The sequence below is a fragment of the Pseudomonas sp. Z4-7 genome (assembly GCF_051131965.1).
Classification (GTDB): Bacteria; Pseudomonadota; Gammaproteobacteria; order Pseudomonadales; family Pseudomonadaceae; genus Aquipseudomonas.
Genome location: NZ_CP071642.1, coordinates 4,054,536 through 4,069,667, shown reverse-complemented (window position 1 = coordinate 4,069,667; position 15,132 = coordinate 4,054,536). Strand labels below are relative to the sequence as shown.

Here is a 15,132-nt window from a genome sequence, read left to right as displayed (position 1 = left end):
AACTCCATGCCCGCGCGGCTCAGGCCGGCAGCGGACGGGTATCGGGCGTGGTTTCGCCAACCTGCGCTTGCGGTTGGCGGGTCAGCCGCAAGGCATTCAGCACCACGGTCAACGAACTGATGGACATGCCGACCGCGGCCCACACCGGCGTGATCCAGCCGAGGGCGGCGAACGGCAACATGAGGCCATTGTACAGCCCTGCCCAGACCAGGTTCTCAATGATCACGCGGCGGGTACGCCGGGCCAGGCCGAATGCATGAATCAAGGCATCGAGGCGGTTGGACAGCAGCACTGCGTCGGCGCTGGTCTTGGCAAGGTCGGTGGCCGAACCCATGGCGACACTGATGTCCGCCGCCGCCAGCACCGGCACGTCATTCACGCCATCACCGAGCATCAGCACCTTGCGACCCTGCTGGTGCAACTGCTGGAGCACGGCCAGCTTGTCGTCCGGACGCAAGCCGCCGCGGGCCTCGTCGATGCCCAGCTCGGCGGCGGCACTGGCCACCATCGGCGAGCTGTCGCCGGAGAGCAATAGCGTACGCCAGCCCCGCGCCTTGCAGGCGGCGAGCAGCGCCGGCGCATCAGCGCGCAGGCGGTCATCGAGGACGAACCAGGCCAGTGGCCCGATATCGTCGCCCAGCAACAGCCATTGTCCGGGTTCGTCCGGCATCGGCGGTACGGCCGAGCCGCTCAGTTCGCAGACAAAACCGGGCTGGCCGATGCGCAGGCGTTGTTCGGCGACCAGGCCTTCGAGTCCCAGCCCTGGGCTGCTTTGTACCTGTTCGGCGGCCAACGGTGCGCGACCAAAAGCTCGGGCGATGGGGTGTTCCGAACGGTTTTCCAGGGCCGCGGCCAAGCCCAGGCACTGATCACCGTCGAGGGCGGCCAATGGCCGGATGGCGCGTAACGCCAGGCGACCTTCCGTGAGGGTGCCGGTCTTGTCGAAAATCACCGTGTCGATCTGGTTAAGGCCTTCCAGCACATGACCACGCGTCAGCAGCAGGCCGAGTTTGTGCAGGGTTCCGGTGGCAGCTGTCAGGGCGGTTGGTGTCGCCAGGGACAGCGCGCAAGGACAGGTCGCGACCAGCATCGCCAGGACTATCCAGAACGCACGCGAAGCATCCAGCTGCCACCACAACAGGCCGATGGCCGCCGCTGCGACCAGGGAGAACAGCAGGAACCATTGGGCGGCGCGGTCGGCAATTTCCGCCAATCGTGGCTTTTCGGCCTGGGCCCGTTCGAGCAGGCGCACGATGGCCGATAACCGCGTGTCCTGTCCCAACGCCCGTACCTCGACCGTCAGGGCGCCTTCGACGTTGAGCGTGCCTGCCGTTACCGCGTCGCCTGCCTGGCGCGGTTGCGGCAGGTATTCGCCGGTCAGCAGCGATTCGTCGACGCTGGACTGGCCGTCGAGAATCGTGCCATCGGCGGGCAGGATCGCTCCGGGTTGGACCAGCACCCGGTCACCGGTGCGCAGTTCGCTGAGCAGGATGCGTTCGCTCTGGCCGCGCTCGTCCAGGCGCAGGCACGACGCTGGCAGCAGGTTGACCAGTTGGGCGGTGGCCGCAGCGGTGCGCTCCCGGGCCCGGCGTTCCAGGTAGCGGCCGGCGAGCAGGAACAGGGCGAACATGCCGACCGCATCGAAGTACAGCTCGCCCACCCCGGTGATGGAGGTCCAGATCCCGGCGATGTAGGCGCTGCCGATGGCCAAGGACACCGAAACGTCCATGGTCAGGTGGCGGGTGCGCAAATCTCGCAGCGCACCTTTGAAAAACGGCGCGCAACTGTAGAACACGATAGGCGTGGTGAGGAACAGTGCGACCCAGCGCAGGATGGTGTGCATCTCCGGGCTCAGGTCGATGTTGAATTCGGGCCAGGTGGCCATGGTCGCCATCATCGCCTGGAACCACAGCAGCCCGGCCACGCCCAATTGACGCAGGGCCAGGCGGTTTTGGGCGGCGAGCTGCTCGCTGGCCTGATCGGCCTGGTACGGGTGCGCGGCGTAGCCGATCTGGCGCAGTTCGGCGAGCAACGTGCTCAGCGGCAGTTGCGCGTCGGCCCAGCGTACGTGCAGGCGGTGGTTCGACAGGTTCAACCGCGCCTCGGCCACGGCCGGCAGGCTGCGCAGTTGCTTTTCGATCAGCCAGCCGCAGGCGGCGCAACTGATGCCTTCCATCAGCAGGGTGGTTTCGGCCAGCTCGCCTTCATGGCGGACGAACGATTGCTGCACATCGGGGCGATCGTATAACGCCAGTTCGTCGGTCAATTGAACGGGCAGGGTTTGCGGGTTGGCCGACGCTTCGCTGCGGTGTTGGTAATAGTGCTCAAGGCCGCCGGCAACGATCGCTTCGGCCACCGCCTGGCAACCGGGGCAACACAGCTCGCGGGTCTCACCGAGGACAACGGCGGTGAAGCGACTGCCGGGAGGTACCGGCAGGGCGCAGTGGTAGCAGGGCTGTGGAGTGGTCATGTTGTCGCGTGAAAACCTTTTGTGGCGAGGGAGCTTGCTCCCGCTCGGCTGCGAAGCAGTCGCAGTCTGAGTACAACAATACGCCTGAGGATTGCTGGATTAAAAACAGGGGCCGCTTTGCTGCCCAGCGGGAGCAAGCTCCCTCGCCACACAACAGCGGTCTACTTTTTCAGGTCTTCAGCGCCTTGCAGCGGCTCGTCGCCAAGCTGGATGTCCTGGCCGTGGGTGATCTGTTCTTCTTCGAACAAGCGCCAGGTCCGATCGTGTTCCACACCCAGCAATTCGACAAAACGCCGACCTTCGATCTTGTCCGCCAGTTGGCCGACATAGCGTCCTGGTTCGCTGTCGTTGCGGGTCAACACGATCTTGCGGTCTTTCTCCGGCTGCGTTGGGGAGATCAGGCTCAGCTCTACGGTCTGGGGCCGGCTGTTGCCGTTCAGGCGCAGGCTCACTTCACCGGTGAGGTCGTCCAGTTGCACGTTGGCATGTAGTTGCAGGGTCTGGGCCAGCAGTTCGCGTTCGAGCGAGCGATTGATGCCCTTGCCGGCTTCGTAATAGTTGTCATTGACCAGGTTGTCCGGGTTCTTCACCGCGATGGTCACCATGGTCAGGCTCAGGGTCACCGAGCAAGCGAGGATCCCGATGATGATCCACGGCCAGAGGTGCTTGTACCAAGGGCTGGTGGCGGTTGCTGCAGGCATGTGCATTTCTCTCAACGAGTCTGTGGGCCGATGAACCGGCTCTTGGCTTCAACATGGACGCTGTCGTCATCGGCATCCTTGAGGATGAAGGTCACCTCATTGGTGCTGGACGGCAATTGTTCGGGTGCGCTGGACAGCTCTACCGGCTGGCTGTAGATATCACCGGCCGCGACCTTGATCTCCCGTTTACCCTGTAGCTTCAGATCCGGCAAACCGGTGGCTTCCAGCACGTAGGTATGGTCACGCTGGTCCTTGTTCATGATCTTCAGGCTGTAGACGTTCTCGATCCGGCCTTCGGCGTTCTCGCGGTACAGCACCCGGTCCTTGCTGACATCGAAGCCCACCAGCGAGCGCATGAAGAACGCGGTCACCAACAGGCTGATCATGGCCAGCAGCACCAGGGCATAACCGATCAGGCGCGGGCGCAGTTTATGGGTTTTCTGCCCCGAGAGGTTGTGTTCCGTGGTGTAGCTGATCAGGCCGCGGGGATAGTCCATCTTGTCCATGATGTTGTCGCAGGCATCGATGCAGGCTGCGCAGCCGATGCATTCGATTTGCAGGCCGTCGCGGATGTCGATCCCGGTAGGGCAGACCTGGACGCACATGGTGCAATCGATGCAGTCCCCCAGGCCCAGGGCCTTGTAGTCGATGCCTTTCTTGCGCGGGCCCCGGGCTTCACCGCGACGCGGGTCGTAGGAGACGATCAGGGTGTCCTTGTCGAACATCACGCTCTGGAAGCGGGCGTACGGGCACATGTAGATGCACACTTGCTCACGCAGCCAGCCGGCGTTGCCATAGGTGGCGAGGGTGAAGAAACCGACCCAGAAATACGACCAGCCATCGGCCTGGCCGGTGAAGAACTCGAAGACCAGCTCACGGATCGGGGTGAAGTAGCCAACGAAGGTCATGCCGGTGACAAAACCGATCAGCAGCCACAGGCTGTGCTTGGCGAACTTGCGCAGGAATTTGTTGGCGCTCATGGGCGTTTTGTCGAGCTTGATGCGTTGGTTGCGGTCGCCTTCGGTGACCTTTTCGCACCACATGAAAATCCACGTCCATACGCTTTGTGGGCAGGTATAGCCGCACCAGACCCGACCGGCATAGACGGTAATGAAAAACAGGCCGAAGGCTGCGATGATCAGCAGCCCCGAGAGCAGGATGAAGTCCTGTGGCCAGAAAGTCGCGCCGAAAATAAAGAATTTGCGTTCCGGCAGGTTCCACCAGACAGCCTGATGACCGCCCCAGTTCAGCCAGACGGTACCGAAATACAGCAGGAACAGAACCGCGCCGCCGACCATGCGCAGGTTGCGAAATAGGCCAGTGAAGGCGCGGGTGTAGATTTTTTCCCGAGAGGCATAGAGGTCGACGCTTTTGTTGGCGTCCTTGGCAGGCGGGGTAACGTCATGTACCGGAATCTGGTTGCTCATCAATTGCATCCCACGGCAGTGGAAAAATGCCGAGGCCAGTACGTGCCGACCGCGGTCAGAAAGGGTGTTGCAATGGCGCAATGATACGCCTGTCGCTCTGGCTCAAGGCTGCGACCTTTGGTCGCGTTGGGCGTCGGCGCCGAATGGTGTAGCGGATGTAACAACTCATGACCCAGATCAATTGACTATAGCCATGTCATGGTTTCCGGCGCACGCATCTGTTACCTGGCTAGCTAACCCATGGGTTGATCAGCGCCACGCCGCTGCTTCTGAAATCCGCCACGTTGCGGGTCACCACGGTCAGCCCATGGACCAGCGCCGTGGCGGCGATCAGCGCATCGCACTCATTGCTGCGGTCCGGGACATGCAGGCGGGCGCAACGCAGGGCCACGGCGCGGTCGACCGCGAGGATCCTGCCGGCAAACGCGGGCATGACGTGGTTATCCAGCCATGCACGCAAACGGCTACCTTGCGCCGGGTCCTTGCGCTCAAAGCGCAAGATCCCGGTTTCCAGTTCCAATACGGTGATGGCCGAAACATACAGGCTGGGAGCGGGGACACTGCGCGCCCAGGCTTGTACGTTTTTATCGGCCTGAGGCTTGCGCAGCTCCGAGATGACGTTGGTATCGAGTAGGAACATTCAGGACAGGTCCACCGAGCGGGGCGTGATGACGGCGCGCTCGGGATCGAAGTCGATATCCGGCGCATCGGGCATGACCAGCAACTCGACGATGCTGGTGCCAGCGCCGGTCAGTTTCTGGTACTCCTCAATGCTTAGCAGCACATGGGCCGGCCTGCCACGGTCGGTGATAATGACTGGACCTTCTCGGGTAGCTTTTTTGGCACCACTTGTGTCGTGGTTGAACTCGCGGCTGGAAATGGTGGTGATGGACACGGCGGCGTCCCCATTGAGTGTGAATGTAGGCACGTTACTACCGGCGCCGGATGCAAGCAAGGGTGAACAGGTGCAGCATGTTTCCCTGTGGACAAAAAAGGCCCCGCCAATGTGATTGGCGGGGCCTTCGTGTATCAGTTGCTTGCCTTACTGAGCGTCAGCAGCCGGAGCCTTTTCGCCGTGGGACAGGCTGTAGACATAGGCAGCCAACAGGTGGACCTTGTCGTTGCCCTGCAGATCGGCCTGGGCCGGCATCTGGCCTTGGCGACCGTAGCGGATGGTCTGCTGCAACTGAGCGAAGCTCGAACCGTAGATGAAACCGGCCGGGTGCGTCAGGTCGGGTGCGCCCATGGCGGGCGTGCCTTTGCCGGCGGGGCCGTGGCAGGCCACGCAGTTGGCGGCGAACAGCTTCTGGCCGTTGGCCGGATCGGCCTTGGCGCCTTCCGGCAGTTTGCGGCTGTGCAGGCCGGTTACCAAATACGCAGCCACGTCGGCGACGCCTTGTTCGCCAACCACGGCAGCCCAGCCCGGCATGACGGCATGACGACCGCCCATGATGGTGGTCTTGATGGTCTCTGGCTCGCCACCCCAGCGCCAGTCGGCGTCGGTCAGGTTAGGGAAGCCGTAGGCGCCCTTGGCATCGGAGCCGTGGCAGACCGAGCAGTTGGAGGCAAACAGGCGGCCACCCATCTTCAGGGCCTGCGGGTCCTTGGCGACTTCTTCAATCGGCATGGAGGCAAACTTGGCGAAGATCGGACCGAACCTGGCATCCGAGCGGGCCATTTCCTTTTCCCACTCGTGCACACCGGTCCAGCCGGTCTGGCCGTTGGCAAAGGGGGTCTGCTTTTCGGTGTCCAGGTAGTTATAGCCTGGCAGCAGGCCTTTCCAGTTGCCCAGGCCAGGGTAGAGCGCCAGGTAACCAAGGGCGAACACGATGGTGCCGATGAACAGCATGAACCACCATTTCGGCAGCGGATTGTCGTACTCCTCGATCCCGTCGAAGGAGTGGCCAACCGTTTCCTCGGTGGCTTCGCTGCGCTGGCCCTTGCGGGTCGACAGCAGCAGCCAGGTCAGGGCGAAGATCGTTCCCAGGCTGAGGACTGTGACGTACAGACTCCAGAACGTAGTCATTCTTTGTTACTCCTAGAAGCTTGCTCGACGTGCTTGATGGCTTCGGGATCATCCGCGAACGGCAGCAAGGTCGCGTCTTCGAACTCCGACTTGCGCTTGGGGCTGAACACCCACAGGGCCAGGCCGATAAAGGCCACCATCACAACGACGGTGCCCAGGCCACGAATCATCCCGATATCCATCCAGATCACCGTTTGCTTTTGATGATGGTGCCCAGGCCTTGCAGATAGGCCACCAGCGCGTCCATTTCAGTCTTGCCTTTCACGGCATCCCTTGCACCGGCGATGTCTTCGTCGGTATAGGGCACGCCGAGTGCACGCAGGACTTCCATTTTCTTGGCGGTGTCTTTGCCGTCGAGCTTGTTTTCTACGAGGAACGGGTAGGCCGGCATCTTCGATTCAGGCACTACGTTGCGCGGGTTGTACAAGTGCGCACGCTGCCAGTCATCGGAGTAGCGACCACCGACGCGGGCCAGGTCCGGACCGGTGCGCTTGGAGCCCCACAGGAACGGGTGGTCCCAGACGCTTTCACCAGCAACGGAATAGTGACCGTAGCGTTCGGTTTCAGCACGGAATGGACGGATCATCTGCGAGTGGCAGCCGACACAACCGTTGGCGATGTAGACGTCGCGGCCTTCCAGTTCAAGGGCGGTGCGCGGCTTCATGCCTTCGACCGGCTTGTTGGTGACATCCTGGAAAAACAGCGGAACGATCTGGGTCAGGCCGCCAATGCTGACGGCGATGACCATGAAGAAGGCCAGTAGGCCGATATTCTTCTCTACTGCTTCGTGCTTCATCAGTGAGCTCCAACTACGGCGATCTTGGCGGCGGCTTCTGCTTCAACCGGGTCAGAGGCACGAACGGTGCGATACACGTTGTAGGCCATCAGCAGCATGCCGCTGGCGAAGAACGCGCCGCCCAGGGCACGGACGATGAAACCGGGGTGGCTGGCTTGCAGTGCTTCGACGAACGAATAGGTCAGGGTGCCGTCGTCGTTGATCGCGCGCCACATCAGGCCCTGGGTGATGCCGTTGACCCACATCGAGGCGATGTAGAGCACGGTACCGATGGTGGCGAGCCAGAAGTGCGCGTTGATCAGGCCGGTGCTGTGCATCTGCGCACGACCGAACAGTTTCGGGATCATGTGGTAGATGGCGCCGATGGAGATCATCGCGACCCAGCCGAGCGCACCGGCGTGTACGTGGCCGATGGTCCAGTCGGTGTAGTGGCTCAGGGAGTTGACGGTCTTGATCGCCATCATCGGACCTTCGAAGGTCGACATGCCGTAGAACGCCAGGGATACCACCAGGAAGCGCAGGATCGGGTCGGTGCGCAGCTTATGCCAGGCGCCCGAAAGGGTCATCATGCCGTTGATCATGCCGCCCCAGCTTGGCGCCAGCAGGATGATCGACATTGCCATGCCCAGGGATTGCGCCCAGTCCGGCAGCGCGGTGTAGTGCAGGTGGTGCGGACCGGCCCAGATGTACAGGGTGATCAGCGCCCAGAAGTGCACGATGGACAGGCGGTAGGAATAGATCGGACGCTCGGCCTGTTTCGGCACGAAGTAGTACATCATCCCCAGGAAGCCGGTGGTCAGGAAGAAGCCCACGGCGTTGTGGCCGTACCACCACTGGATCATCGCGTCGGTCGCGCCCGAGTAGGCCGAGTAGGACTTGAAGAAGCTGACCGGCAGCGACGCGTGGTTGACGATGTGCAGCATGGCGGTCACGACGATGAATGCACCGTAGAACCAGTTGCCGACGTAGATGTGCTTGGTCTTGCGCTTGACGATGGTGCCGAAGAACACCAGACCGTAGGTCACCCAGACAATGGCGAGCAGAATAGCCAGGGGCCATTCCAGTTCGGCGTATTCCTTGGTGGTGGTGAAACCCATTGGCAAGGTCACGATCGCGCCGACGATCACCGCTTGCCAACCCCAGAAGGTGAAGGCGGCGAGGCTGTCGGAAATCAGTCGCGTCTGGCAGGTTCGCTGCACGACGTAGTAGGAGGTGGCAAACAACGCACAACCACCGAAGGCGAAGATCACCAGGTTGGTGTGCAGCGGGCGCAGGCGTCCAAATGTCGTCCATGGCAGATCGAAGTTCAACTCCGGCCAGACCAGTTGCGAGGCGATGAAGACACCGAGCCCCATGCCAAGGATCCCCCAGACCACCGTCATGATGGCGAACTGGCGGACTACCTTATAGTTATAAGCAGTCGGACTGATTGCTGTGCTCATTCTAAGGTTCCACGGTTTGGGTATTTTATTAGGATAAAAATCGGCCGCAAGTATGGAGAAAGCGGGGGGTCATTGCAACGCGCCATGACCTGCGTCAATGCTTTCCAACGCTGATTCTGCGGCCTTTCCATGCGCCGCGTAGGGACAAAAATCGCCCCCGACAAATTGTCGTGTCAAATGTACGAGGCGAGGGGGGCGGGTCGGTTGTAACGGGGTGTGTTCAAACGCTGCGTTCGGGGGGTGCCCAGGTGTCCTCGCAACCGTCGGTATCTACCTGACTTCGCGGGGTTTTTGTCGAACGAGCGGCAAACACATCGGGTCGGCTCGACCAGGTCCCGGCAGTCGCCCACATGCTTTGGGGCAAGCTTAGACGCGATTGCAGCGAACCGAAAGGAAGACCTTGGAAGGGTGCGACAATGCGTCGCGCAATGACATGGATCAGCCGCATCCGGATGAATGCGGCTGATCAAGTGGACAGGATTTATTCGCCTTCGCGTTCAGCTTGCAGGCGCTCGGTACCGGCGCCGTGGGAAAGGCTGTAGACGTAGGCGGCGAGCAGTTGCACCTTGTCGTTGCCGAGCAGTTCATTCTGCGCCGGCATATGGCCCTGACGGCCATGGCGGATGGTCTGCTGCAACTGGGCCAGGCTGGTGCCGTAGATGAAGCCGGCCGGTTGCGTCAGGTTCGGCGCGCCCATGGCTTCGGTGCCCTGCCCGTTGGCGCCGTGGCAAGCCACGCAAGTGGTGTTGAAGGCTTGCTGGCCGGCTTGCAGGTCGGCACCGCTGTCGGCCGGTAGAGGCAGGCCAGCCAGGTCGTGGCGCACATAGGCGGCGACGTTCCTGACCCCGGCGTCCCCGAGTACTTCCCCCCAGGCCGGCATCGCCGCCATGCGACCGCCCATGATGGTTGCCTTGATGGTCTCGGCATTACCGCCCCAGCGCCAGTTGCTGTCGGCCAGGTTCGGAAAGCCGAAGGCGCCCTTGGCATCCGAGCCATGGCAGACCGAGCAGTTGGAGGCGAACAGGCGGCCCCCCATCTTCAACGCTTGCGGGTCCTTGGCGACATCCTCCACCGGCATTGCGGCGAATTTGGCGAAGATCGGCCCGAACCTGGCGTCGGCCCTGGCCATTTCCCTTTCCCATTCGTGGGCGCCGGTCCAGCCATTCTCGTAGCCGGGCAGGATACCTTTCCAGTTGCCCAGGCCGGGATACAGGATCAGGTAGCCGACGGAGAACACCAGGGTGCCGGCAAACAGCAGGAACCACCATTGTGGCAAGGGGTTGTCGTACTCCTCGATGCCGTCGAAGCTGTGCCCCATGGTCTGGTCGACGCTGCCCTTGGTCTCGCCCTTGCGGGTGCCGATCAGCAGCCAGGTCAGGCCGATGAGGCTGCCGAGGGTCAGTACGCAGATCCACGTACTCCAGAAAGTGCTCATGACCGGGTACTCCTTGGTGCGGGGTCTTGGGGGGTAGCGTCAGCGGGCGGCTCGTCGGCGAACGGCAGCAGGCGCGCCTGGGCGAATTCCGGGCCGCGCTTGCTGCTGAATACCCACAGGGTCAGGCCGATGAAGGCCACGAACACCACGACCGTGCCCAGGCCGCGGATCATTCCAGTGCTCATTTCAAGGAACATCGCGCTTACCTCTTGCTCTTGATGGCAGTGCCGAGCACTTGCAGGTAGGCCACCAGTGCGTCCATCTCGGTCTTGCCCTTGAGCGAGGCTGTCGCGCCTGCAATGTCGTCGTCGCTGTACGGCACGCCGAGGGTGCGCATGGCGCGCAGCTTGCCTTCGGTGTGGCTGCTGTCGACCGCCTGGGTCACCAGCCATGGGTAGGCCGGCATTTTCGACTCGGGGACGACGTTGCGCGGGTTGTACAGGTGGGCGCGATGCCAGTCATCGGAGTAACGCGCGCCGACCCGGGCCAGGTCCGGTCCGGTGCGCTTGGAACCCCACAGGAAGGGGTGGTCCCAGACGCTTTCACCGGCGACGGAGTAGTGCCCGTAACGTTCGGTTTCGGCGCGGAACGGACGGATCATCTGCGAGTGGCAGCCGACGCAGCCTTCGCGGATATAGATATCGCGGCCTTCGAGCTGCAGGGCGGTGTAGGGCTTCATGCCGTCCACCGGTTTGTTGGTCGCGTCCTGGAAGAACAGCGGCACGATCTGGGTCAGGCCGCCGACACTCACGGCCAGGACCATCAGCAGCATCAGCAGGCCGACGTTTTTTTCGATTGTTTCGTGTTTCATGGCGGACTCCTCAAGCCATCTGCGCGGCAGCGGCGGCTTCGGCTGGCTGGTAGGCCCGCACGGTGCGCCAGGTGTTGTAGGCCATCAGCAGCATGCCGGCGAGGAAGATCGCCCCGCCCGCCAACCGCACGATGAAGCCGGGATGGCTGGCCACCAGGGTTTCGACGAAGGAGTAGGTAAGCGTGCCGTCCTCGTTCACCGCACGCCACATCAGGCCCTGGGCGATGCCGTTGACCCACATCGAGGCGATGTACAGCACGGTACCGATGGTCGCGAGCCAGAAGTGCGCGTTGATCAGGCCGATACTGTGCATCTGCGCCCGGCCGAAGACTTTCGGGATCATGTGGTACAGCGCACCGATGGAAATCATCGCCACCCAGCCGAGTGCACCGGCGTGTACGTGGCCGATGGTCCAGTCGGTGTAATGGGAGAGGGCGTTGACGGTCTTGATCGCCATCATCGGGCCTTCGAAGGTCGACATGCCGTAGAACGCGAGGGATACCACCAGAAAGCGCAGGATCGGGTCGCTGCGCAATTTATGCCAGGCCCCCGAGAGGGTCATCATGCCGTTGATCATGCCGCCCCAGCTGGGCGCCAGCAGGATCAGCGACATCACCATGCCCAGCGACTGTGCCCAATCCGGCAGCGCTGTGTAGTGCAGATGGTGCGGGCCGGCCCAGATGTACAGGGTAATCAGCGCCCAGAAGTGCACGATGGACAAACGATAGGAATACACCGGGCGCTCGGCCTGTTTCGGCACGAAGTAATACATCATCCCGAGGAAACCGGCGGTGAGGAAAAAGCCCACGGCGTTGTGCCCGTACCACCACTGCACCATCGCGTCCGTGGCGCCGGCATACACCGAGTAGGATTTGGTGAGGCTCACCGGCAGTTCCAGGTTGTTGACGATGTGCAGGAGCGCCACGGTCAGGATGAAACCGCCGAAAAACCAGTTGCCGACGTAGATGTGTTTGGTGTTGCGTTTGGCCACGGTGCCAAAGAACACGATGGCGTAGGCGACCCAGACAATGGTGATGAGGATGTCGATTGGCCACTCGAGCTCGGCATATTCCTTGGAACTGGTGTAGCCCAGTGGCAGGCTGATGGCCGCCAGCAGGATCACCAGCTGCCAGCCCCAGAAGCAGAACGCGGCGAGTTTCGGCGCAAACAGCTGGGTCTGGCAGGTGCGTTGCACCGAGTAGAACGAACTGGCGAACAGGGCGCAGCCGCCGAAGGCGAAAATCACCGCGTTGGTGTGCAGTGGGCGCAGGCGGCCGAAGCTGGTCCAGGGCAAATCGAAGTTGAGTTGTGGCCAGACCAATTGGGCCGCGAGAAAAACCCCGAGGCCCATGCCGACGATGCCCCACACCACCGTCATAATGGCGAATTGGCGGACCACCTTGTAGTTGTAGGCGGTACTGATAGAAGTGTTCATGGTTCCCCATCCACGGTTCAGCCGAAGTGCGCCTGCGCAGGGCAGTGCAGCGATCTTCGCCTGGAGTTATAGGCAGACTGAAAGCGAGGCAAGCATGGACAAACAGCACAAGGCCAGTATTGACGGGGATCAATGGGCGCGATGTGTGACCGAGCACGGCTGGTTGTGGACAGCCGCGAAACCCGGTGCTGGCGCCGAATTGCCGACGCTGATTTTAGCCCATGGTGCGGGTGCGCCGATGGACAGCGGCTTCATGAACGAAATGACCGCGCGCCTTGCCGCGCAAGGCGTCAATGTGTTGCGCTTCGAGTTTCCCTACATGGCCCAACGGCGCGTGGACGGGGGCAAACGTCCACCCAACCCGGCGCCTAAGCTGCTGGAATGCTGGCGTGAGGTGTACGCCACGGTGCGACCCTATGTCGCTGGGCGACTGGCGATTGGCGGCAAATCCATGGGCGGGCGCATGGCAAGCCTTGTGGCCGATGAGCTGGGTGCCGATGCGCTGGTGTGCCTCGGGTATCCCTTCTATGCCGCGGGCAAACCGGAGAAACCGCGGGTCGAACATTTGGCGACGTTGAACACCCGGGCGTTGATTGTCCAGGGCGAGCGGGATGCGCTGGGTAATCGCGAGGCGGTCGAAGGTTATGCCTTGTCACCTGGCATCGAAGTGCTGTGGTTGGCGGCCGGGGATCATGACTTGAAGCCGCTGAAGGCTTCGGGATTCAGTCACGAGCAGCATCTGGAGGCGGCGGCGCAGAGAGTGGCTGGGTTTCTTTTTCAAGGCTGATGCTGATTGTTCCGGCCTCTTCGCGAGCAGGCTCGCTCCCACAGGGGGAGTGAACGCTGCAAATCCAGGGTGGGAGCGAGCCTGCTCGCGAAAGCGATCTTTCAGAGCGTAAAAAACCCGGAAGCTTTCGCTGTCCGGGTTTTCAGTCTTCCAATCTAAATCAGCGGTTGAACCGCTCCACCAACGAATACTGGGTATTGGCCGTTCGAGTCAGTTCTTCGCTGAGCAGCGCCGAGCTGTGGGCCTGTCCCGAGGTCTGGTCGGCCAGTTCCGAGATGTTGCTGATGTTGCGGCTGATCTCCTCGGCCACCGAGCTCTGCTCCTCGGTGGCAGCCGCGATCTGCGTGGTCATGTCGGTGATGTGGGCCACGGCTTCGCTAATCCCGACCAGCGCCTGGTCCGCTTCCATGACCCGCGCCACGCCTTCTTCGGCCTGGCGATGGCCAGCATCCATGGTCTGTACGGCGTTGTTGGCGGTCTGTTGAAGCTTGGCGATCAGGGCATGGATCTGCCCGGTGGATTCGCTGGTGCGCTGGGCCAGTTGCCTTACTTCGTCGGCCACCACGGCAAAGCCGCGGCCCATTTCACCGGCACGGGCCGCTTCGATGGCGGCGTTGAGCGCCAGCAGGTTGGTCTGGTCGGCGATGCCCTTGATCACGTCGACCACACCACCGATTTCGTCGCTGTCCTTGGCCAGCTGGGTCACGGTCTGCCCGGTCTCGCCCACTACCACCGACAGGCGTTCGATGGCTTCACGGGTTTCTCCGGCAATGTCACGACCGCGACTGGTCAGGCGATTGGCCTCCTGGGTGGCATCGGCGGTGCGCTGCACGTGGCTGGCGACTTCCTGGGTGGTCGCGGCCATCTGATTGACGGCGGTGGCCACCTGTTCGGTTTCCACCCGCTGACGCTCCAGGCCAGTGGAACTGTCGTGGGCCAGGGAATTGGATTGCCGCGCTTGCGCGTTGAGATGTTCGGCGGTGTCCTGCAGGCGGGTCAGGCAGGTTTTAAGACGCGCTTCCTGGCTGAGAATCGACATCTCCAGGCGTGCCTGGACACCGCGGCTGTCGGTATACATCCGCGCGATCAACGGGTCGGAAGTGGTCTGTTCGGCCAGGCGCAGCAGGCGCTTGATCCCGCGTTGCTGCCATTGCAGGCCCATCAACCCCAACGGCACCGACAGCAGCGCAGCCAGGGCAAAACCCCAGGAAGAATTGAGGAACGCGCCGACGACGAAGCTCAACTGGCTGACGAGGATGAATGGCAGCCAGTCCTGCAGGATCGGCAGCCATTTGTCGCTGCCGGGTACCGCGGCCTTGCCCTGGTTGATGCGTTGATAGAGCGCTTCGGCCCGGGAGATCTGCTCGGCGCTGGGTTTGACCCGTACCGATTCGTAGCCGACCACCTGATTGCCTTCGAATACAGGCGTGACGTAGGCGTTGACCCAGTAATGGTCACCGTTCTGGCAGCGGTTCTTGACGATGCCCATCCATGGCAAGCCTTGTTTCAGCGTGTCCCACATGTGAGCAAACACGGCCGACGGAACGTCGGGATGGCGTACCAGGTTGTGCGGCGCATGGATCAGCTCTTCCTTCGAGAACCCACTGATTTCAACGAACGCGTCGTTGCAGTAGGTGATCACACCCTTGGTATTGGTGGTGGAAATCAATCTCTGCTGGGCCGGGAAGGTCCTTTCGCGTTGTGTAATAGGTTGGTTGTTACGCATGGTGGTGTAGTCCGCAAGGCTTTGAAAGGTTGTCGGCAGGATTGGGTAATTATTAAAGAGCTTTTTCCCGGGGAAG

General features: G+C 62.0%; 15 protein-coding genes. 1 reads left to right on the top strand and 14 read right to left on the bottom strand.

The window, feature by feature from the left end; genetic code table 11:
• Window positions 1-19: 19 nt before the first annotated feature.
• The 13 genes from J3P91_RS18245 to ccoN (J3P91_RS18185) form a co-directional block, all read right to left on the bottom strand.
• The gene (locus J3P91_RS18245; protein WP_434601330.1) at window positions 20-2,470 is read right to left on the bottom strand and encodes a heavy metal translocating P-type ATPase; all 2,451 of its coding nucleotides are present in this window, start codon (window positions 2,468-2,470) and stop codon (window positions 20-22) included.
• 161 nt (window positions 2,471-2,631) lie between these two features.
• The gene (locus tag J3P91_RS18240; protein WP_434572987.1) at window positions 2,632-3,171 is read right to left on the bottom strand and encodes a FixH family protein; all 540 of its coding nucleotides are present in this window, start codon (window positions 3,169-3,171) and stop codon (window positions 2,632-2,634) included.
• An 11-nt stretch (window positions 3,172-3,182) separates the two neighbouring features.
• On the bottom strand, window positions 3,183-4,598 hold the full coding sequence (ccoG, locus tag J3P91_RS18235; protein WP_434601329.1) for a cytochrome c oxidase accessory protein CcoG: 1,416 nt from the start codon (window positions 4,596-4,598) through the stop codon (window positions 3,183-3,185).
• Window positions 4,599-4,827: 229 nt separating this feature from the next.
• Entirely contained in the window at window positions 4,828-5,238 is a 411-nt protein-coding gene (locus J3P91_RS18230) for a type II toxin-antitoxin system VapC family toxin (protein ID WP_434601328.1), read from the bottom strand.
• Window positions 5,239-5,493: a type II toxin-antitoxin system Phd/YefM family antitoxin gene (locus J3P91_RS18225; RefSeq protein WP_434572991.1), complete on the bottom strand. Its 255-nt coding sequence runs from the start codon at window positions 5,491-5,493 to the stop codon at window positions 5,239-5,241.
• Between the two features lie 147 nt (window positions 5,494-5,640).
• Window positions 5,641-6,624: a cytochrome-c oxidase, cbb3-type subunit III gene (gene ccoP, locus J3P91_RS18220; protein ID WP_434601327.1), complete on the bottom strand. Its 984-nt coding sequence runs from the start codon at window positions 6,622-6,624 to the stop codon at window positions 5,641-5,643.
• Window positions 6,621-6,806 (bottom strand): CcoQ/FixQ family Cbb3-type cytochrome c oxidase assembly chaperone, encoded by a 186-nt coding sequence (locus J3P91_RS18215; RefSeq protein ID WP_003175465.1) that lies wholly within the window; start codon window positions 6,804-6,806, stop codon window positions 6,621-6,623. The genes ccoP (J3P91_RS18220) and J3P91_RS18215 overlap by 4 nt, the downstream gene beginning before the upstream one ends.
• Before the next feature lie 5 nt (window positions 6,807-6,811).
• Window positions 6,812-7,420, bottom strand: coding sequence for a cytochrome-c oxidase, cbb3-type subunit II (gene ccoO / locus J3P91_RS18210; protein WP_305499959.1), 609 nt, complete (start codon window positions 7,418-7,420; stop codon window positions 6,812-6,814).
• Window positions 7,420-8,862, bottom strand: a complete 1,443-nt coding sequence (gene ccoN, locus J3P91_RS18205) for a cytochrome-c oxidase, cbb3-type subunit I (protein ID WP_186636610.1) — start codon at window positions 8,860-8,862, stop codon at window positions 7,420-7,422. Before ccoN (J3P91_RS18205) ends, ccoO (J3P91_RS18210) begins: the two co-directional genes overlap by 1 nt.
• 481 nt (window positions 8,863-9,343) lie before the next feature.
• Window positions 9,344-10,297, bottom strand: coding sequence for a cytochrome-c oxidase, cbb3-type subunit III (gene ccoP, locus J3P91_RS18200; RefSeq protein WP_434572996.1), 954 nt, complete (start codon window positions 10,295-10,297; stop codon window positions 9,344-9,346).
• A complete protein-coding gene (locus tag J3P91_RS18195) occupies window positions 10,294-10,494 on the bottom strand; it encodes a cbb3-type cytochrome oxidase subunit 3 (RefSeq protein WP_305499961.1) in 201 nt (66 codons plus the stop codon). The genes ccoP (J3P91_RS18200) and J3P91_RS18195 overlap by 4 nt, the downstream gene beginning before the upstream one ends.
• A 5-nt stretch (window positions 10,495-10,499) precedes the next feature.
• On the bottom strand, window positions 10,500-11,108 hold the full coding sequence (gene ccoO / locus J3P91_RS18190; RefSeq protein ID WP_434601326.1) for a cytochrome-c oxidase, cbb3-type subunit II: 609 nt from the start codon (window positions 11,106-11,108) through the stop codon (window positions 10,500-10,502).
• Between the two features lie 10 nt (window positions 11,109-11,118).
• On the bottom strand, window positions 11,119-12,543 hold the full coding sequence (gene ccoN, locus J3P91_RS18185; protein ID WP_305499963.1) for a cytochrome-c oxidase, cbb3-type subunit I: 1,425 nt from the start codon (window positions 12,541-12,543) through the stop codon (window positions 11,119-11,121).
• Between the two features lie 94 nt (window positions 12,544-12,637).
• Here ccoN (J3P91_RS18185) and J3P91_RS18180 point away from each other — a divergent pair, with 94 nt between their 5' ends.
• The gene (locus tag J3P91_RS18180) at window positions 12,638-13,330 is read left to right on the top strand and encodes an alpha/beta family hydrolase (RefSeq protein WP_434601325.1); all 693 of its coding nucleotides are present in this window, start codon (window positions 12,638-12,640) and stop codon (window positions 13,328-13,330) included.
• 160 nt (window positions 13,331-13,490) lie between these two features.
• On the opposite strand, the gene J3P91_RS18175 is transcribed toward J3P91_RS18180, so the two are convergent.
• Entirely contained in the window at window positions 13,491-15,056 is a 1,566-nt protein-coding gene (locus tag J3P91_RS18175; RefSeq protein WP_434573002.1) for a methyl-accepting chemotaxis protein, read from the bottom strand.
• Window positions 15,057-15,132: the final 76 nt, after the last annotated feature.